We start from the raw sequence: 19,421 nt of genomic DNA on the forward strand, positions 1-19,421 counted from the left end.
ATAGTTTAGCGAGGATAACAGTGGTTGTAAAGTTATTGTATAGTTTTTCCTATTTTTTGCATGATCGAAATGGAGGGTATATGATAGAGGTAGATAAACAAGTAGAAAGGATTTTGAACTATGATCGGAGTATTTAAGGAATATTGGCTGGATATACCACTATTACATATTGTGGATAACGAAAAAAAATCTGATGCTCTTCCAACTTTAACTTACATCCATGGGTTTACAAGCGCCAAAGAACATAATTTGCCCTTAGCATACTTATTAGCTGAAAAAGGCTACAGAGTGATCCTGCCAGACTGTATGCTTCATGGCGAAAGGGAAGAGGAAATTTCAGAAGTGGCGAGACAAATGCGCTTTTTTGATATTGTGAAACAAAATTTGGATGATATTGAAATTATCTATCAAGAGCTTGTGGCGAAAAACTTAGTTGATCAAGATCGTTTTGGATTAGCGGGGACTAGTATGGGTGGTATTACTACTGCTGCTGCCTTAACACAGTTCTCATGGATAAAATCAGCTGCAATCTTAATGGGATCACCTAAGCTTAAGCAATATGCAGAAGAGCTTGTTGGGTTTATGGATGAGAATATTCCGGATGTTTCCATTCCGAAAGAACAATTAGAACAATTAATGAGTGAGTTAGAAGAGTTAGATTTATCTCAGCAAGTAGAAAAATTATATGGCCGTCCACTGTTTTTCTGGCATGGGGTTGATGATAGAGTGGTTCCTTTTGAACATTCTTATTCTTTTTATGAAGAAGCCATTACACATTATAAAAATCCAGAAAATATTCGTTTTCTTAAGGAAATTGATCGTGAACATAAGGTTTCGCGATTTGCGATTACTGAAACAGTGAATTGGTTCGAGCTTCAATTATAGTGATTTTTATCACTTAAAATTTTCGTGTTTTATGTGTATAATAGGAATTAAGTAAAAGGAGGTAGAGGTAAAATGGAAGAAGCACTAGAAGAAAATTTAATGGGTGCCCTTGAGAACGTAATTGACCCTGAATTGGGTATAGATATTGTAAACTTAGGCTTAGTATATGGTGTCGATTTAGATGATGAAGGTATTGCAACGGTAACGATGACGTTAACGGCTATGGGTTGTCCACTTGCAGGACACATTGAAGCAGATGTGAAACGTGTAATGGAGGATCTACCTGAAGTAAAAGACACAAATGTTAATATTGTTTGGAGTCCACCTTGGACGAAAGATCGTATGTCTCGTTACGCTAAAATTGCACTTGGTATTCCAGATTGATAAATAATAAGAGGAGCAAACATCAAATTGTTTGCTCCTCTTTTCATTTGTTTTTCTCTCTTTTTTAGCTATCAAAAAGGAACTCTTCTAATCCTTCTTTATCTATAAGCCAATTATGTTTTTCATCCACTGATACCAATTTCTTTCTCCTTAATGAACTAAGTGTCCTGCTAACTGTTTCTCGACTAGAGCCAATCATATTAGCTAACTCTCGATTTGAAAATTTTTTAGAAAGAAGAATAAGTGAATTACTCTCAGAAGTCATTCCATATTTATCTACTAGACGAAGAAGAAGCATCATAATTTGTTCCTGTGTATTGTGCAAAATTTGCTCTTCTAAACGATTTTGCAAGTCCACTATGATATCTCCAAGAACTTTAAAAATTTTAATCATGATTGTTGGATGTGCAGTTAAAAAATTTTCAAATCGTTCTTTTGGAATAGCTAACAATTTTGTAGCTTCTGTAATTTCTGCATGTGCTGGATATAAATCATTACGAAAAAATCCTTGGTGTGGAAACATATCACCTTGTCGCAGAATATTAACAATCTGTTCTTTACCTTCTATATCTGTTTTGTATATTTTCACTTCACCATGGAGAACAAAAAACACATGTGTTAAAGGCTCACTTTGAAGAAAGACATGTTCATCAGGCTTGTAGTTTTGCTCCTTCGCAATATCCTGGATTTGCTCTATTTCAGCTTCTGTTAGTTCTTTAAAAAGAGGTATATTTTTGAGAACATCCTTGTTCTTTTCATGTAACAATTTTTTCCCTCCATTTCGAGATTTATTAATCTACTACTTATAAGAGGAAAATGGCGATTGTTCCTACGATGAAACAATAAAATGCAAAATATTTTAAATTTCCTCTAGCCATAATATTCATGAACCAGCGCAACGAGTAATAGGTCGCTATTAAAGATGCTAAAAAGGCGATTAAATAAGGAATCCACAATGTTTGAATATCCTGCGTGCTCAATAAATCATCTACTGAAAGTATAAGTGTTCCTAAGCTTACTGGTATAAATAGCAAAAATGAAAATCGAAGCGCTGTTTCCTGTTTCATACCTAGTAGCATAGCTGCAACAATAGTAGCTCCGGATCTGCTTATACCAGGGATTAATGCGACAGATTGAGCAAGCCCAATAATAATGGCATCTTTAAAAGTTAAAGCACGATCATTTTTACTCCCTCTTAGATTTCGAATAATCCATAACGCTACTCCAGTAATAATTAAGGTAATCCCTATCATCTGAGGAAGATCAAAATTACGTGCGATTGTATCTTCAAACAATAATCCAATTACAGCAGCAGGAACAGTAGCAATGATTAGATATAAAATAAAGTAAAAATCATCTTTAGATTCTTCTTGTTTATTTGTTATGTAACTTAACCCATTTTTCACAAGACGAATTAAATCTTCTCTGTATATAATCAAAACAGCGATGAGAGACCCGAAATTTACGAGTACTTCGAAAGACAAATTTTCTACACCGATGCCAAAAATGTTCTGGGCAAGAACTAAGTGTCCACTAGAGGAAATTGGTATTGGTTCTGTAAAGCCTTGTAAAAGTCCTAAAAATAAATACTTTAATAACAGCAGTAAATCAGAAAAACCTTCCATTGCTTTCTCCCTTTCTTCTTGAAAGTGTTAAATAAGTGATAAGTCTAGACAAAACAAAACCCCTGCCAACCTTGAGGGCAAGGGCCAATGATGATTTATGCACTTTTTTTCTCGCGCAGAAGTACGTCACCTATAAGAATTACAATAATACTAAATATGGCTGCTATAATAAACGTAGAAGCGATACTGAAAGTTTCACCAGCCATGCTTGAAAGCACGTAAGCTACTAAAAAACTAATGAGTACTGCCCAAGTAATTGTCATTACATATTTCATTCTCTTTCACCCCAATCTCCCAAATACCTTGTTTATCTAAAATTTAATTTTGTTACATTCGTTTACTTCCTCTAATAGTGTACCAAATTTTCAAAAGAAAATAAATAAACTTTCTTAATAATAAGAATATCATAAATTAAATATCAATGTTTCAATGAACACTGTTTAGAATATAGGTATTTAGGGTTGCTCTAAGTTAGAACAAGCTATATGCTTTAATTATAGATTTAAGTCATAAAGTTTCACTAAATAATTTTTATATAAACTTTACCTTTGTAATTAATTTGTACATAATTCTGTATTTACGCTAGACGTTTTGTTCGTTAAAATGAAGATAAGTAAATATCAACTCAAATTCCTCTATTAATTAAATAGGAGTGCTTACTTTGAAAAAGCAAACAGTAATTCTTACCGCAATTATACTTGTATTATTTATTAGCGGAATTTTATCTGCCTGTAGCAGCTATTTTAATGGTAATGAAGTAGATAGAGTGGGAATGTTAGTTGAACATTCTATTCATGATCAAAGTTGGGGTAGTAAAGGATATCAAGGTTTACTTGATATTAGCGATTCACTAGATGTAGATGTCTATTTTCAGGAGGGAATCAACACTCAACAACAGGTTAACCGAGCCGTAGAAGAATTTGCTAACAAAGACATAAATTTAATAATTGGACATAGCAACATATATGGAAAAATGTTTCATCAAATTCGTGAAGCATATCCGGACATTCATTTCTTATATGTGAATGGTGGTTATTTCGATGATAATTTAACGAGTATTAATTTTAACTCGCTTGCAATGGGTTTCTTTGGGGGAATGGTAGCTGGTGAAATGACAGAAACGAATCATATTGGTTTAATAGCAGCGTTTGAATGGCAACCAGAAATTGAAGGTTTCTATGAGGGAGCCGTGTATCAAAATCCTGATGTAAATGTGAACATGAAGCTCACAAATAGTTGGGATGACACCGAAAGAGCAATGGAAATGTATAATCAAATGCAAGCAGAGGACGTAGATGTGTATTATCCAGCAGGAGATTCATTTAGTGTGCCAATTATAGAAGAAGTTAAAAAAGATGGTGATTACTCCATTGGTTTCGTATCAGATCAGAGTGAAATTGGAGGTAGAAGTGTCTTAACTAGTACCGTGCAGCATGTGGATAAATTATATCTACTTGCAGCAAAACAATTTAATAATAATGAATTACCTGGTGCTATTATTAACTATGGATTTGCGGAAGATGTGATTACTATTGGTGAGTATAGCGAGGATTTATCAGATTCATTTAAAAAAGAATTAGACGAAGCGATAGAAACTTACATAGAAACTGGACTATTACCCAATCAATTGGAATAATTCAAAGGAGTCAAAAGTTAAATACTTTTGGCTTTTTTTATAAATTCTTTTATGCATTATTATAGAAGAAACTAGGTTAATACTTTTGCCTAGAATAAGTTATACTTGAAAAAATATTGCTTATAGACTAAAATTAGTACCAAGTCTTAATATTTGATTGTAAATCCCGTGAGAGGATGGAGTATATGCAAGCAGGTGTAATTGGCACTGGTCATTATGTGCCTGAAAATATTGTTACCAATAAAGATTTAGAGAAAATAGTTGATACAAATGATGAATGGATTAGAACAAGAACCGGAATTGAAGAACGAAGAATAGCACCAGATGATATCGATACATCTGATTTAAGTTATAAAGCAGCGGTGGAAGCACTAAAAGATGCCAACATCGATGCAAAAGATATTGATTTAATTTTAGTGGCGACAGTCACACCAGATAAACCATTTCCTACGGTCTCATGTATGCTACAAGAACGGTTGGGTGCCCACAAAGCAGCAGCGATGGATGTAAGTGCAGCGTGTTCTGGCTTCATGTATGGCATGATAACAGCTAAACAGTTTATTGATACAGGTGCATACAAATACGTATTAATAGTTGGTGCTGAGAAATTATCTAAAATTACTGATTGGGAAGACCGAAATACTTGTGTGTTATTTGGTGATGGAGCTGGAGCAGCAGTTATGGGGCCAGTTGCAGATGATAAAGGAATATTATCCTTTGAACTAGGCGCAGACGGTAGTGGTGGAAAGTATTTGGAGCAAAACGGAGATTATATTGGTATGAATGGAAGAGAAGTTTTTAAATTTGCTGTACGACAAATGCCGGAATCATCAGTGAATGTCGTAGAAAAAGCAGGATTTAAAAAAGAAGACGTTGACTATCTCATTCCTCATCAAGCGAATATTCGAATTATGGAAGCCGCTCGTCAAAGACTTGGAATAGAAGAGCATAAAATGGCTACATCTGTTAAAAAATATGGCAATACGTCCGCAGCATCAATTGCTATTGCATTATCGGAAGATGCAAAAAATGGTAAGATTAAAGAAAACGATTTGGTTGTATTAGTAGGCTTTGGTGGCGGATTAACATGGGGTGCCGTCGCATTACGTTGGGGGAAATAACGTTTAGAATAAACAAGTTAGACAAAGGAGGAAGCTATTGATGGAGAAAAAACGAGTAGTTATAACAGGTTTAGGTGCAATCACGCCACTAGGGAATACAATAGATGAATTTTGGAATGGATTGAAAACTGGTCGTTCCGGAATTGATACGGTCACAAAGGTAAATAAGGATGACTTTCCGGCAAAAGTAGCTGCTGAAATTAAAGACTGGGACCCTACCCTTTATATGGATAAAAAAGAGTCAAAAAGAATGGATTTATTTACACAATATGCAGTAGGTGCAGCTAAACTTGCTGTAGAAGATGCTAAATTGGAGATTACGGATGAGATTGCACCACGAGTTGGTGTTTGGATTGGTTCTGGAATAGGTGGTATGGCTACTTATGAAGAACAATTTCATCGCTTTTTAGATAAAGGATATCGACGAGTTAGTCCTTTTTTCGTACCAATGCTTATTCCTGATATGGCAGCTGGTCAAGTTTCCATTCAATTAGGTGCAAAAGGAATAAACTCATGTACTGTTACTGCTTGTGCATCTGGAACTAATTCCATTGGGGACGCTTATAAAGTAATAGAGCGTGGGGATGCAGATGTTATGATTACTGGTGGAGCAGAAGCACCTTTAACTTCCATGGCTTTTGCTGGTTTTTCTACTGCTAAAGCACTCTCTTTCAATGAGGACCCAAAATCTGCAAGTCGTCCATTTGATAAGGATCGTAACGGATTTATCATGGGTGAAGGTGCAGGAATTTTGATAATAGAGTCTCTAGAATCAGCACAAAAACGCGGTGCGAAAATATATGCTGAGATTGTCGGATATGGAGCTTCTGGCGATGCTTATCACATAACATCTCCTGCACCGGAAGGAAATGGTGCAGCACGTTCCATGGCGCAAGCTATAGAAGATGCAGAAATAAATGCAGATGAAATTGATTATATTAACGCACATGGTACAAGTACAGAATTAAATGATAAATTTGAAACACAGTCCATTAAAACAGTGTTTGGTGAACACGCCCATAATGTACTCATTTCATCTACAAAATCAATGACAGGTCACCTTCTTGGTGCAGCAGGCGCGATCGAAGCAATTGCTTCGATAAAAGCGATTGAAGAAAGTATTGTACCACCGACGATTAATTATGAAACACCTGATCCTGAATGTGATCTTAATTATGTACCAAACAAAGCAGTCGAGAAAGATGTTAATTTGGCACTTAGTAATTCATTAGGCTTCGGTGGTCATAACGCAACTCTTATTTTTAAAAAATATCAATAAATTAAAATCGTCCTATCAATTTGATAGGGCTTTTTTTGTGTTCAATAAAACTAAATATAAGGAGGAAATATTAAGAGTAACTCCTATCAAGCATAATAATAATTTTTTTGAATATATAAGTAAAAAGGACAAGCTGGAGGGCAATCGTGTTTATACTCTTATTTTTTTTAATCGGATTCGGATTCGCTGTCTCGGGTGGGGTCTCAATGATTATATATTTAAATGTAATTCCTGCTGGATTATCCTTTCAAGATTATATGCAATTACCCCAAGCTAAAGGTGCACTAATATTTTTTATGCTAGGAATAATTACAATGGGTTTTTCTTTGAACAAACTTACGAGAATATTTGTTAAATAATTCAATTAAAAGAATAAATTAACCTTTTTTGGTGATACTTATGATTAATATCTCATTCAAAAAAGCGGGGGTAGTACATGTTATATTTACACGATGTTTGGGTAAATTGGTTTGAAGGGGAAGAGAACGGATATAATGTTTGTCACTTCCACGAGTGGAGAAAAACGGATCAATTAGAATTGCTTGATCAGGTTCCGCTCTTGTTTATAACAAAAGAATTATTCCATCAAGTTGAAAATGATCTGCAAGATTTACCTGTAGAAATGCTACACAAAATATATAAACGAGCGTATTTAAGAAAAAATCAGCAAAGAAAAGTAATGGAATATTGTTGTGTTATCACTGATGGAGTAGAAATAGTAGTATTTGATACATTAGGATATTCCATTCCAATTCGAAAAAGCAGATTAATCCCTAGACAGGAAAGACTAGTGTTTGAAACAATCCAAGGTCGAATGCGCGAAAATTTTACACCGAAAGGGAAGGTATTAAAAGAATCACATATTTTATCCTTACCTACTAGCCAGATGATAGGACTAACGAGGAAGGAAAGACAGTTAAAACAGCTTGTGATGATGGCGATTGATCAACTGGAATGTATAGCTAACACTGAGGAAATTCGTTATTGGTTAACAGAGTGGCAACCACATAGATATAAAGAAATTCGAAAAATGACTCGAGAAACCGCATGGAATATTCTCTATCAGGAGCTTGTCCACGGCTGGAGTGATAAACATGAGGATTTTTGCCGCAAATTAATAAGAGGTCAAGAGTTTTTAGATCACTTATGGAATAAAGAAGAGGAGTTACAACGACCCTAAATATAAAAAAAAAACATGGAGATTATTGTTACCTCCATGTTTTTTATTGTTCAGAATTGGTTTTTTCTCTCGATAGAGTTTTAATAAGATGGAGCAAAAAAAATGCATTACATATCGTTTATATTTAGCATTCAAGAAAATTTATTTCTTTTTAACGCGACCAAGTCCCATCGCTTTTTTAGCTTTCTGTAATGTTTTGTTGGCAACGAAGCTAGCTTTTTCAGCGCCCTCATCTAAAATATCATCCAATTCTTTAGAATCTATTAGTACTTGGTATCTTTCTTTAACAGGTTTTAGTGCTTCAATTACGGCTAGTGCAGTTTCTTCTTTGAAAACCCCGTAGCCTTTATCCTTATATTTCTCTTCTAATTCTTCGATAGATTGATCAGTGCAACTGGCATGGATAGTTAACAAATTACTAATACCGGGTTTATTTTCTTTATCAAATTTCACGATACCTTCTGAATCTGTTACAGCACTTTTAATTTTCTTTTCAATCTTCTTATCGTCATCCAGAATGAAAATAGATGCTTTCAGGTTTTCATCAGATTTACTCATTTTTTTAGTTGGTTCTTGTAAGGACATTATTCTTGCTCCAACTTTTGGAATGCTTATTTCAGGTAAAGTGAAAATGTCGTTATAACGATTATTAAATCGGATAGCTAAATCTCTAGTTATTTCAAGATGTTGTTTTTGATCATCACCAACAGGTACGATGTCTGTATTATACAGCAAAATGTCAGCTGCCATTAAAGGTGGATACGTCAATAAGGAAGAAGAAACAGCATCTTTTCCATGTGATTTATCTTTAAATTGAGTCATTCTTTCTAGCTCACCGATATAACTGATTGTTTGCAGCATCCATCCTAATTGTGTGTGTGCCGACACTTCTGATTGAATAAATAGAACGGATTTTTGTGGATCAATACCTGATGCAATGTAGAGTGCAGCTAATGAACGAATATTATTGCGTAACTTCAACCGATCCTGCGGAACAGTGATAGCATGTTCATCTACGACACAGAAATAGCATTGATTTTCTTCTTGGAGTTTTACAAAATGTTTCATAGCTCCTAAATAATTTCCAAGCGTGAGTGTACCACTCGGTTGAATTCCTGAAAAAATTGTTTTCATAATTAATACCACCTTTTAGAATATGACTATAGTTTCCTTTAAAATTGGACATAAAAAAATCATTCTACCCCTAAAATAGAAGGGACGAATGAACCGCGGTGCCACCCTTGTTATCTTGATTTTTATCTACCAAGATCACTTTGACAAGACCTAGTTAACGCCTAGTTACGTTTCACAAAAAGCGACACAACCCCAATTCCCTCATTTTTCAGTATCTATTTTCACCAACCATAGATTCTCTTTAATCTAAAAAAATGAAGTACTACTGTTAATGTCTTTGAAAAAATTATATAACTGAATGTATTATAATGAATATTTAATTCTAATTCAAGCTTAACTGTAATAAATGATAAATAATAAGAGCATTAAAAGCAATAATAAAAGTCCTTGAATAAGGAAAAATTGCATTGTCTTCTTTTCAGTTAGTTCTGAGGGTAACTTTTTCTCTTCAAAACGCTCCATCCAAGCTTTGCTTTTACTCATTTTACTAGTTACTCTTCGAAAACTAAAAACCATTACATCAAAAAATTGACCTCTAATCACCAGCCAAAGTAAGCCTATACAAAAATACAGGAGACCAATATAAAAAATAGTGTCTATAAATCCTACGAGTGTTATGCTTTCTGAGAAGATGAAGAATAAAATAGTACAAAGCAACACATTAATAAGAAAATATGTTCCTTGTTTTATATATACATGCATATATTTGAAGCTCCTTTGTCTATATTAATAATGAAAAATACACATTTCTATGACCTATTATTATGTAATAAATAGGCAAAAAGCAAATATAATCATTTTGATATAAATTTGAGAAAATTTTGATAATTGTGAATATATCAAGGGTTGTATCATTTTCCTGTTGTTTTCAAATATATTGTCGACAAATTCTTGCACATATTAGCAAAAAATAACATAGGTCTATTTAATTATTTTGGACAAAGGAAAACATGTTTTTTAAACCTTTATAAAGTTTTTGTTAAAAATTATAATGCAAAATAGTTAGAAAACTTGTATAATTCAATTTGTGGATTTTAAATCTGCAAAAATAAAAATATTTTGGGGAGGTCATAGCGAATGAGAAAGGCAAATTGGCTATTACTAGTTTTAGCACTTATGTTAAGTGCAGTGTTGGTTGCTTGTTCTGGTAGCGATAATGAAAACGCATCAGACGATAACACAGACACTGAAGATTCAGAAAATACTGAAGAAACTGCTGACGAGGGAGATGCAGAAGGTTCAGACGGAGAAAATGTATTACGTATCTCTGCAACTGCTGATATTCCAACAATGGACCCGCCATTAGCAGAGGATAATTTCTCTATTCAGTACACAGATACTGTAATGGAAGGTTTATACCGTTTAGCTCCAGGAGGAGAAATTGTTTCTGGTATTGCTAATAAAGATGAAACAGAAGTAAGTGATGATGGTTTAACGTATACTTTCCATTTACGTGAAGATGCGGAATGGGAAAACGGTGACCCTGTAACTGCTCATGATTTTGTTTATGGTTGGCAACGTGCGATTGACCCTGATACTGCATCCTTTTATGCAGATTATCTAATGAGTGGTAAAATCGTAAATGCTGCAGAAATTTATGCAGGTGATGTGGAGCCTACTGAGTTAGGTGTAACTGCAGAAGATGACTATACATTAGTAGTAGAATTAGTAACTCCAGTTCCATATTTTGATTCTTTTGCTGCATTCCCAACATTCTTACCAGCAAACCAAGCGTTTGTGGAAGAACAAGGTGAAGATTATGCACTTTCTGCTGATGCAGTTCTTTCTAACGGACCGTTCACCATGACTAGCTGGGAAGCTGAAGCTGGTTGGGAACTTGAGAAAAACGATACGTATTGGGATGCTGAAAATGTAGCCCTAGATGGTATCTCTGTAAAAGTAATAAAAGACGCTGACACTGCTCTTTCTAATTATGAAGTTGGAGAATTGGATCGTGTAGGTTTATCTGGTACACAAGTAAATGATAATAAAACTAATCCTGAATTCAAATCTTTATCTGAAACTTCTGTTTTTTGGATGAAGTTTAACCAAGGCTCTGAAAGTGCTGGAGAAGAAATGCAAAATGTTAACTTCCGTAAAGCACTAGCAAAAGCTTTTGATAAACAAGCTTATGTAGATGTTGTTTATGGTAATGATTCTAACCCTGTAAATTTCTTCGTACCTGAAAACTTTGTAGAGCATCCAGAAACAGGAGAAGATTTCCAAACTGGTAGCGATGTGCTTGCACATGATGTAGAAGCTGCACAGGAATTTTGGGCAACTGCAAAAGAAGAATTAGGTTTTGAAGAAATCACTTTAAGTTTCCTAAGTGGTGATACTGATGTGTCTAAGGCAATCAGTGAGTTTATGAAAACAGAATTAGAAACAAACCTTGAAGGTCTTACAATTGAAACAGTGAACGTACCTTGGGGCGAGCAATTAGATATCATGAAGGAACAAACGTATGAATTAGCTGTATCTGGTTGGGGTCCTGACTATGGTGATGCAATTTCATTTGTTGACTTATGGGTAACCGATGGAGCAAACAATGATATTAGTTATTCTAATGAAGAATATGATGCACTTGTAAAATCTGCAAAAGGTGATTTGGCATTAGAGCCAGTTGAACGTTTTGAAGCAATGCAAGAAGCAGAAAAAATCGCTTTAGAAGAAGCTGCAATTGCTCCAATCATGCAACGTAAAACATCTGTACTTGCTAAAAACTATGTGAATGGTATGGATGAGCTAAACCCGTTTGGTAACGATTATAGCTTTAAGTACGTTGAACTTGATAAGTAAGTTGTCTATAAAACTGTAAGTTTTTTTAAGTGGACAAAAAGAGAGTATATGCCATAGAATGAGGTCATATACTCTCTTTTGCCATGTTTTGAGAATAGTTTGAATATTAAATCGAATCAAAATATTTAGCATATAGGAGGTGGGACTATGGCAAAGTATATTGCACAACGTATTATCTATATGATTATTACTTTATTTATTATAGCAACAGCGACTTTCTTTCTGATGAAACTATTACCAGGTTCTCCTTTTAACCAAGTAGCAGCAAAGCTATCAGATGCTCAAATGGAGATCTTGCTAGACAGATATGGATTAAATGATCCTGTTCCAGTTCAATATTTGAAGTATATTGGTGGCTTAATACAAGGTGATTTAGGCGTGTCATTTCAATATAATAATCGCGCAGTTACAGACTTAATCATGACTCGTATTGGTCCTTCTGCACATTTGGGTGCGCAAGCGATGGTCATTGGTTCAATACTAGGTGTTATTCTAGGAATGGTTGCTGCTATAAGGCATAATAGCTGGGTTGATTATACATCAAACGTTCTTGCAGTAATTGGTATCTCAATCCCGTCATTTGTTTTTGCCGGTCTACTACAATACTATTTTGCTGTCCAATGGAGAATTTTCCCACCATCATTTTGGGATGGACCAGAATACACCGTATTACCAACAATTGCTTTAATGATATTCCCTATGGCAATTTGTGCAAGGTTTATGCGTACAGAAATGATGGAAGTATTAGGGTCTGATTATATTGAATTGGCACGAGCAAAAGGTGTTTCTAATAATAAAATTATGTTTAAACATGCGTTACGTAATGCATTAATTCCAGTTATTACCGTTATTGGTCCTATGACTCTAAGTTTAATGACTGGTACATTAGTTATTGAGCAAATATTTGCGGTTCCAGGTTTAGGAGAACAGTTTGTACGTTCTATTAGTGTGAATGACTATCCAATGATAATGGGTACAACTCTATTATTCTCAATCTTATTTATTGGAGTAATATTAATTGTGGACTTGTTATATGGAATTATTGATCCTCGGATTCGCTTGACAGGAGGGAAGAAGTAATGGACAAGGAAAAAGAAAAGCTATCACCAGAACAGTTTCAACCGGTTGATTTAGCTGAAGACAAAAGTGAAGAATTAACCCGTCCAGAACTTTCCTACTGGCAGGATGCGTGGATTCGTCTTTGTAAAAATAAAGGCGCCATTATGGGATTAATTGTATTAGTATTCATTATCTTAATTTCTCTAGTTGGTCCATTCTTTAACGACCATGATTTTGATGCGGCTAATTATGACGCTGCCTACTTACCGCCTAAAGTAGCTGGACTCGAGTGGGCTGGATTTGATGGGCATCAAGTTTATACAGTACAGGGTGAAACCCCTGAAGAAGCCATCCAACGAGGTTTAGAAGGGTATGAAGTGGAAGAACAGTATCTACTTGGTTCAGAAGTAGTGGAACAACCAAGTGAAGAAAATGATAATTATTATGCAGTTGATATTGAGGTAGATATTTATTCTGCTAAAGGGTTTGAAGATGAATACTTCTGGTTTGGCACTGATAGTATGGGACGAGATCTCTGGACAAGAATTTGGGAAGGAACACAGATTTCACTCTATATTGGGTTGTTAGCCGCCTTAATTGATATGGTTATTGGTGTCCTGTATGGTGGTATATCAGGCTACTATGGTGGACGCGTTGATAACTACATGCAACGGATCATAGAAATTTTATCTGGAATTCCTAATCTTGTTGTGGTTATTTTAATGATTATTGTATTAAAACCAGGGCTAATAGCGATTACTATTGCGCTTACCATTACCGGTTGGATTGGAATGGCGCGGATAGTTCGTGGACAGACATTGAAATTAAAGAACCAGGAATTTGTGCTTGCTGCAAGGACACTTGGTTCCTCAGATAAAAGAATTTTGATGAAACACCTTATCCCAAATGTAACTGGAATGATCATAATTAATACGATGTTTACCATTCCAAGTGCAATTTTCTTTGAAGCCTTCTTAAGCTTCATTGGGTTAGGTTTACAAGCGCCATACGCATCTTTAGGTACATTAATAGATACTGCATTTGATTCGTACCGTGTTTATCCGTATATGCTAGTATTTCCAGCGATTATTATTTCATTATTAATGATCGGATTTAACATACTTGCAGATGGACTTCGGGATGCGCTAGATCCGAAAATGAGAAAATAGAACGGAGGTGAAAGGCATGGAAAATATATTAGAAGTAAAAGACTTACACGTTACTTTTGACACTTATGGCGGTACAGTACAAGCTGTTCGTGGTGTTAATTTTAATTTAAAAAAGGGTGAAACTTTAGCTATTGTAGGTGAGTCTGGGTCAGGGAAATCGGTAACTACAAAAGCACTAATGGGATTAATCCCTAAACCAGCTGGTAAAATCCCCAAAGGAGAAATTCTTTTTGGAGGAAAAGACCTAGCAAAATTGAATGATAAACAGATGCAACAAATTCGTGGCCGAGACATTTCTATGATCTTCCAGGATCCGATGACTTCTTTAAATCCGACCATGAAGATTAGTAAACAAATCATGGAAGGTTTAATTCAACACCAAAAGCTTTCAAAAAAAGAAGCGCGTACTCGCGCTATTGAATTATTAAGACTTGTTGGGATTCCTGAGCCTGAGGAACGCATTAATCAGTATCCACACCAATTTTCTGGTGGGATGCGACAACGTGTGGTTATCGCTATCGCCTTAGCCTGTAATCCTCAAATATTACTTGCAGATGAGCCAACGACTGCACTAGATGTAACGATCCAAGCTCAGATATTAGAATTAATGAAAGATATTCAAGAAAAAACACAAACCTCTATTGTATTTATTACGCATGACTTGGGTGTGGTTGCCAATGTTGCAGACCGCGTTGCAGTAATGTATGCAGGTAAAATTGTAGAAATAGGCACAGTAGATGATATTTTTTATAATCCAAAACATCCGTATACTTGGGGCTTATTAGGATCCATGCCGACATTGGATAATGATGAAGATCAGTTGGTTGCTATTCCAGGGACACCACCTGACTTGATGCACCCACCTAAAGGAGATGCCTTTGCACCGCGTAATCCTAATGTGATGAAGATTGATCTTGAAAAAGAACCACCAATGTTTCAAGTTTCTGATACACATTATGCTGCGACATGGTTATTGCATGAAAATGCACCAAAAATTGAACCACCAGCAGCAGTAAAGCGACGAATGCAAGGCTTCGCAAGTGATCATGGTCCTACTGAAGAAGGTGAGAAGAGATGAGTGGAGATAAATTACTAGAAATAAAAAATTTGAAGCAATATTTCAATGTTGATAGAAAAGATGAAGTAAGAGCAGTGAATGATATTAGTTTTGATATATACCGTGGTGAAACTTTTGGATTAGTAGGCGAATCAGGCTGTGGGAAGTCCACAACTGGGCGCACAATTATTCGGTTGTATGATGCTACTAGTGGAGAAGTTAAATTTAATGGTGTAGACGTTCATGGTAAAAAATCAAAAGCTGTTCTAAAAGAGTTTAATCGGAAAATGCAAATGATTTTTCAAGATCCTTATGCTTCACTTAATCCTAGAATGACTGTTAAAGAAATTATTTCTGAAGGTTTAGATATTCATGGTTTAGTTAAAACGGATATAGAGAGAACGGAACGAGTACAAGATCTTCTTGAAACGGTTGGATTGAATAAAGAACATGCTTCAAGATACCCACATGAATTTAGTGGTGGGCAAAGGCAAAGAATTGGAATAGCACGCGCATTGGCAGTGGAACCCGAGTTTATTATTGCAGATGAACCGATATCTGCATTAGATGTGTCTATTCAAGCGCAAGTGGTTAATTTACTTAAGGAATTACAAGAAGAGCGTGGTTTAACCTATCTTTTCATTGCGCATGACTTATCCATGGTTAAGTATATTAGCGACCGAATAGCGGTTATGTATTTTGGTAAAGTAGTTGAATTAGCAGATAGTGATGAATTATATAAGAATCCCCTACATCCATATACAAAATCATTATTATCCGCTATTCCATTACCAGATCCTGATTACGAACGTAATCGTAAACGGGTGGAATATGATCCATCAATGCACGATCAAAGTGAAACACCAGAATTTCGTGAAGTAACATCAGGCCATTGGGTGTTATGCACTACAAAGGAATTTGAACAATATAAAGAAATTAAATCTTGATACGAGTATGATGAAACAGATTCTCATTTTAATTGCAATTTAAATAAATGGTCCTTATCTATTATTAGATAAGGGCTTTTTAACTAATTTAGAAAAATATTCAAGTATTTTAATTTTTTTCAACAAAAGTAGAGTATTTTTCTATATAATAAGAGAATAGAGATAAAATGATTAGGAGATTGATGGGAATGAGAAAATACATAAAAGTAGCAATGGCAACAATTCTTATCTTATTGAGCATGAATATATTAGTTATTCAAGTAGCGGCAGAGGAAGAGTCTGATAATAATACTAGAACGGCGAAGTTACATGAAATAAAACAATTTTCCGAACTTAGCTATACTTTACCAGAAAAAATAAAACGGTTTGGTTTTGATTCTGGATTAACGTTTAACTATCCAGAAGATGGTGTTAAAGGAATGTATGTTACGGGTAACTCTGCAGGAGGCAGTAGATTCGAAACATTATTGAATTTAACCGAAAGTACAGATTTAAATGCGATGGTTATCGATGTGAAAGAAGATCATGGTTATCTAACCTTCAAAGTCGATGATGATTCTCCCTACGCAAGTATTTCAAAGAATTACATGAGTAATCCCCGCGAAGTATTAGAAGTACTAGAAGAAAAAGAAATTTATCCAATTGCTCGTGTGGTTGTATTTAAAGATAATGAATTAGCAAAAGCAAGACCAGAGCTTTCTTTTAAAGAAAATGGAAAGGTTTGGAAAAATGGAAAGGGAGAATCTTTTGTTAGTCCATTTCAAAAAGAAGTCTGGGAATATAATTTAGAAATTGCTAAAATGGCAGCTGAATTAGGTTTTCAAGAAATCCAATTTGATTATGTAAGGTTTCCAGAAGGATTTGAAAAACGTGATGAAGATCTAGAATATTCTTTGGGTGATTACGAGGAATCTGATATGTCAGGAATAAAAAAACGTGTAGAAGCTGTCACGGATTTTGTTAAATATGCGCGTGAAGAGTTATCTTCGTATGATGTCGATGTTTCCGTAGATATTTTTGGTTATGCAGCGACAATCGAAGAAGCTCCGGGTATAGGACAAAATTTCTCTAAAATATCGGATAACGTTGATGTTATTTCATCGATGATTTATCCAAGTCATTGGACCCCATACTTTGGGATTGATAAACCAGATACCGAACCATATAAGTTAGTTCAAGAATATATGAAAGTCGAAAATAAAGTGCTTGGCGCTTTAGAAGATTCTCCAACCTCAAGACCTTGGATTCAGGATTTTGAAGCACCATGGTTATATAGTGGAGCTACTTTCCAATATGGGAAAAATGAGGTTGAGGCTCAAATTAAAGCTATTAATGAAGCAGGTGTGAATGAGTTTTTACTATGGAACGCTGGTAATACTTATACAGAAGGTGTTGATTACACACCACTTGATTAACCTCACGATCGTGAGGTTTTTCGATTTTTAGAGAGTATCTTAAATTAATTCATAGAAAATCATGCTCACAATGGATTAAATTGAGTTTTTTGAGGGAATATATCATTAAGAATGAAAAAAAGTGATTTAACATCGAACATTCTTTCCGTTATAATGTCTTATGGTGAGTGAAAAAGGGGGATTTTTATGAATTGGTATGAAAAGTTAAAGCAATATTTTCCGATTGAAGAAATGAAATCAAAAGAACATATGGATTTATTATTAAAGGAAAAAGGTGATGTGTATCACAAGGATGAAGGGCCACATCACGTTCTAATGTATGCTGAATTTCCAACTTTTATATTTATTGATTATGTATATGTCTCAAAAGAGTCAAGAGGACAGGGACTGGGTCATAAACTAATACAAAAATTAAAAGATAGAAAAAAACCAATCATCCTTGAAGTAGAACCGTTTGATTATGAAGATACAGATTCAAAAAAGAGATTACATTTTTACCAAAGAGAAGGATTTACTCATGCCTTATCAATTGGTTATACTCGTAAATCACTTGCTACGAATGAGGCTAATACATTAGAAATTCTTTTTTGGTCTCCGGAACATGACAATGAAGAAGCAATTTATGAACAAATGAGAAGAATGTATGAAGATATTCATACGTACAAAGATGAACAACTTTACGGGAAGTCATATCAACCTGTAGATGAAGTTTTAACTTATGAAAATGACAGAAATACAAGAAATATTTTTGAGGCATTAGAGAAAAAAAGAAAAGATTCAAACAAATAATTTTTTTATTTTTTTATTGAGGTACGTTATAAAGCTTTAAAAAGACAACAGCCATAAGGATGAGCTTGTTTTCGAATTATTTAAAAAGTTTTTAAAAAAAGGTTTAGCTCTTACTAGATGGGGAATGATAAAAGCGTACAGGAAAATGTGTAAAAAGTGAATAAATTCACGATAGGCTCTATCATTCAACAACTAGATGTAGTATACTTTATACATAGTCACCTAAATTAGATTAATTTTAATCTAATAAATTATGTAAACGAGAATTTAATATAAATAAATTTTGAGGAGTGATGTTACATGGTAACACTTTATACCTCGCCTAGTTGTACATCTTGTCGTAAAGCAAAAGCATGGTTAGAGGAACATAACATTGAGTTTCAAGAAAGAAATATTTTCTCAGAACCACTTTCTCTTGATGAAATTAAAGAGATACTGAGAATGACGGAAGATGGCACGGATGAAATTATTTCAACAAGATCTAAGGTTTTTCAAAAGTTGAATGTTAATTTGGATCAATTACCTTTAAAGGATTTATTCCAATTGATTCAAGACAATCCAGGTCTTTTACGCCGTCCGATTATTCTAGATGAGAAAAGACTACAGGTTGGTTACAATGAAGACGAGATTAGAAGGTTCCTTCCAAGAACTGTTCGAACTTTCCAATTACGTGAAGCACAACGTATGGTTAATTAAAAAAACGCAGATCTTTTTCTTGAGATCTGCGTTTTTTCCATCTAAGTAAATAGCATCTAATTGTATGCACTATTCGTGACAAATTATATAGAATGAGCTACAATTTATAGATAATGCCATACTAGCTCCTCAAAATTTCTCGTGTATAAACCTATTTTAAAAATATTTGTATTTTCTGTTTTCAAATTGCATGGTTTTATCATACAATAGGAGCAAGCACATAAATTTAATTGTGAGATTGGAAAT

20 protein-coding genes and 1 other annotated feature are annotated in these 19,421 nt (G+C 34.6%); of the genes, 15 read left to right on the forward strand and 5 right to left on the reverse strand.

Annotated elements, in window-relative coordinates; genetic code table 11:
• Window positions 1–120 precede the first annotated feature (120 nt).
• Both DFR57_RS09630 and DFR57_RS09635 read left to right on the forward strand, forming a co-directional pair.
• Window positions 121–885 carry an alpha/beta fold hydrolase gene (locus DFR57_RS09630; RefSeq protein WP_114352943.1) on the forward strand — a complete coding sequence of 255 codons (765 nt, stop codon included), beginning with the start codon at window positions 121–123 and terminating at the stop codon, window positions 883–885.
• Window positions 886–957: 72 nt separating this feature from the next.
• Window positions 958–1,269 carry a metal-sulfur cluster assembly factor gene (locus tag DFR57_RS09635; protein ID WP_114352944.1) on the forward strand — a complete coding sequence of 104 codons (312 nt, stop codon included), beginning with the start codon at window positions 958–960 and terminating at the stop codon, window positions 1,267–1,269.
• 64 nt (window positions 1,270–1,333) lie between these two features.
• On the opposite strand, the gene DFR57_RS09640 is transcribed toward DFR57_RS09635, so the two are convergent.
• The 3 genes from DFR57_RS09640 to DFR57_RS09650 form a co-directional block, all read right to left on the reverse strand.
• Complete coding sequence (locus tag DFR57_RS09640) at window positions 1,334–2,035, reverse strand: Crp/Fnr family transcriptional regulator (protein ID WP_114352945.1); 702 nt, start codon at window positions 2,033–2,035, stop codon at window positions 1,334–1,336.
• Window positions 2,036–2,072: 37 nt separating this feature from the next.
• Window positions 2,073–2,894, reverse strand: a complete 822-nt coding sequence (locus DFR57_RS09645) for an undecaprenyl-diphosphate phosphatase (protein ID WP_114352946.1) — start codon at window positions 2,892–2,894, stop codon at window positions 2,073–2,075.
• A 95-nt stretch (window positions 2,895–2,989) separates the two neighbouring features.
• Complete coding sequence (locus tag DFR57_RS09650; protein ID WP_114352947.1) at window positions 2,990–3,169, reverse strand: DUF2929 family protein; 180 nt, start codon at window positions 3,167–3,169, stop codon at window positions 2,990–2,992.
• A gap of 386 nt (window positions 3,170–3,555) precedes the next feature.
• On the opposite strand from DFR57_RS09650, the gene DFR57_RS09655 reads away from it, so the two are divergent.
• The 5 genes from DFR57_RS09655 to DFR57_RS09675 all read left to right on the forward strand — a co-directional run bounded on the left by DFR57_RS09655 (window position 3,556) and on the right by DFR57_RS09675 (window position 8,110).
• Complete coding sequence (locus DFR57_RS09655; RefSeq protein ID WP_245937435.1) at window positions 3,556–4,530, forward strand: BMP family ABC transporter substrate-binding protein; 975 nt, start codon at window positions 3,556–3,558, stop codon at window positions 4,528–4,530.
• 185 nt (window positions 4,531–4,715) lie between these two features.
• Window positions 4,716–5,651 (forward strand): beta-ketoacyl-ACP synthase III, encoded by a 936-nt coding sequence (locus DFR57_RS09660; protein WP_114352948.1) that lies wholly within the window; start codon window positions 4,716–4,718, stop codon window positions 5,649–5,651.
• A gap of 40 nt (window positions 5,652–5,691) precedes the next feature.
• Window positions 5,692–6,930 carry a beta-ketoacyl-ACP synthase II gene (fabF, locus tag DFR57_RS09665; RefSeq protein WP_114352949.1) on the forward strand — a complete coding sequence of 413 codons (1,239 nt, stop codon included), beginning with the start codon at window positions 5,692–5,694 and terminating at the stop codon, window positions 6,928–6,930.
• A gap of 146 nt (window positions 6,931–7,076) precedes the next feature.
• Window positions 7,077–7,289: a YuzI family membrane protein gene (locus DFR57_RS09670; RefSeq protein WP_114352950.1), complete on the forward strand. Its 213-nt coding sequence runs from the start codon at window positions 7,077–7,079 to the stop codon at window positions 7,287–7,289.
• Between the two features lie 77 nt (window positions 7,290–7,366).
• Window positions 7,367–8,110 carry a DUF3603 family protein gene (locus tag DFR57_RS09675; RefSeq protein WP_114352951.1) on the forward strand — a complete coding sequence of 248 codons (744 nt, stop codon included), beginning with the start codon at window positions 7,367–7,369 and terminating at the stop codon, window positions 8,108–8,110.
• A 141-nt stretch (window positions 8,111–8,251) separates the two neighbouring features.
• Here DFR57_RS09675 and trpS read toward each other — a convergent pair whose 3' ends face one another.
• Window positions 8,252–9,244, reverse strand: a complete 993-nt coding sequence (trpS, locus tag DFR57_RS09680; protein WP_114352952.1) for a tryptophan--tRNA ligase — start codon at window positions 9,242–9,244, stop codon at window positions 8,252–8,254.
• 77 nt (window positions 9,245–9,321) lie between these two features.
• Window positions 9,322–9,526: a binding site (T-box leader), on the reverse strand.
• A gap of 51 nt (window positions 9,527–9,577) precedes the next feature.
• Window positions 9,578–9,946 carry a DUF3899 domain-containing protein gene (locus DFR57_RS09685; RefSeq protein ID WP_114352953.1) on the reverse strand — a complete coding sequence of 123 codons (369 nt, stop codon included), beginning with the start codon at window positions 9,944–9,946 and terminating at the stop codon, window positions 9,578–9,580.
• Between the two features lie 375 nt (window positions 9,947–10,321).
• On the opposite strand from DFR57_RS09685, the gene DFR57_RS09690 reads away from it, so the two are divergent.
• The 8 genes from DFR57_RS09690 to spxA all read left to right on the forward strand — a co-directional run bounded on the left by DFR57_RS09690 (window position 10,322) and on the right by spxA (window position 19,175).
• Window positions 10,322–12,043, forward strand: coding sequence for a peptide ABC transporter substrate-binding protein (locus tag DFR57_RS09690; protein WP_114352954.1), 1,722 nt, complete (start codon window positions 10,322–10,324; stop codon window positions 12,041–12,043).
• A gap of 147 nt (window positions 12,044–12,190) precedes the next feature.
• Window positions 12,191–13,123 carry an oligopeptide ABC transporter permease gene (gene opp3b, locus DFR57_RS09695; RefSeq protein ID WP_114352955.1) on the forward strand — a complete coding sequence of 311 codons (933 nt, stop codon included), beginning with the start codon at window positions 12,191–12,193 and terminating at the stop codon, window positions 13,121–13,123.
• Complete coding sequence (opp3C, locus tag DFR57_RS09700; protein ID WP_114352956.1) at window positions 13,123–14,271, forward strand: oligopeptide ABC transporter permease; 1,149 nt, start codon at window positions 13,123–13,125, stop codon at window positions 14,269–14,271. The genes opp3b and opp3C overlap by 1 nt, the downstream gene beginning before the upstream one ends.
• Before the next feature lie 16 nt (window positions 14,272–14,287).
• A complete protein-coding gene (locus tag DFR57_RS09705; RefSeq protein ID WP_114352957.1) occupies window positions 14,288–15,349 on the forward strand; it encodes an ABC transporter ATP-binding protein in 1,062 nt (353 codons plus the stop codon).
• Entirely contained in the window at window positions 15,346–16,275 is a 930-nt protein-coding gene (locus tag DFR57_RS09710; RefSeq protein WP_114352958.1) for an ABC transporter ATP-binding protein, read from the forward strand. The genes DFR57_RS09705 and DFR57_RS09710 overlap by 4 nt, the downstream gene beginning before the upstream one ends.
• A gap of 188 nt (window positions 16,276–16,463) precedes the next feature.
• Complete coding sequence (locus DFR57_RS09715; protein WP_114352959.1) at window positions 16,464–17,690, forward strand: putative glycoside hydrolase; 1,227 nt, start codon at window positions 16,464–16,466, stop codon at window positions 17,688–17,690.
• Window positions 17,691–17,876: 186 nt separating this feature from the next.
• Window positions 17,877–18,479 carry a GNAT family N-acetyltransferase gene (locus tag DFR57_RS09720; RefSeq protein WP_114352960.1) on the forward strand — a complete coding sequence of 201 codons (603 nt, stop codon included), beginning with the start codon at window positions 17,877–17,879 and terminating at the stop codon, window positions 18,477–18,479.
• 300 nt (window positions 18,480–18,779) lie between these two features.
• Window positions 18,780–19,175, forward strand: a complete 396-nt coding sequence (gene spxA, locus DFR57_RS09725) for a transcriptional regulator SpxA (RefSeq protein ID WP_114352961.1) — start codon at window positions 18,780–18,782, stop codon at window positions 19,173–19,175.
• Window positions 19,176–19,421: the final 246 nt, after the last annotated feature.

The organism is Saliterribacillus persicus (assembly GCF_003337485.1).
Taxonomy (GTDB): domain Bacteria; phylum Bacillota; class Bacilli; order Bacillales; family Amphibacillaceae; genus Saliterribacillus; species Saliterribacillus persicus.